Source organism: Paenibacillus sp. 32O-W, from assembly GCF_007679495.1.
GTDB lineage: Bacteria > Bacillota > Bacilli > Paenibacillales > NBRC-103111 > Paenibacillus_L > Paenibacillus_L residui.
Genome location: NZ_VEGP01000188.1, coordinates 1 through 363, shown reverse-complemented (window position 1 = coordinate 363; position 363 = coordinate 1). Strand labels below are relative to the sequence as shown.

Sequence of the window (363 nt, the reverse complement as noted above, 5' to 3'; positions counted from 1 at the left end):
CGCATCCGTTTCTGACTTTCGGTACACATCCGAACGGCAATCTTTATCCGCGTTTCTAGGCAAAAATGACCCCAAGCCAAAACTCTTGTCCGACTCTTCATCCCGCTTCGAACCGAAACTTCCAGTCCATTTTCGATATAAACTCGAATGGAAGCCAGTACGCCGCTCTAACTCCATAACCTCCGAAGCAAATGAGGACATAATAATCACTCCAAAACGAACATTTGTTTGCGTTTATTATACCGAATACACGTTCCCTTTTCAATGATTTTTAAATGAAAAGCGATGTTTAAATCGAAGTAAAATGCACTTTTATAAAGAGTTTTTTGGCAAAAATTCAAACCAATCAGTCTTGAATTTTGA

The 363-nt window shown here is 39.1% G+C and carries 1 protein-coding gene; it reads right to left on the bottom strand.

Going from position 1 to position 363, the window contains the following annotated elements; all coding sequences use genetic code 11:
• Window positions 1-201: hypothetical protein (locus FS806_RS26450; RefSeq protein WP_222126775.1), on the bottom strand; the 201-nt coding region annotated here is incomplete at its 3' end.
• Window positions 202-363 lie beyond the last annotated feature (162 nt).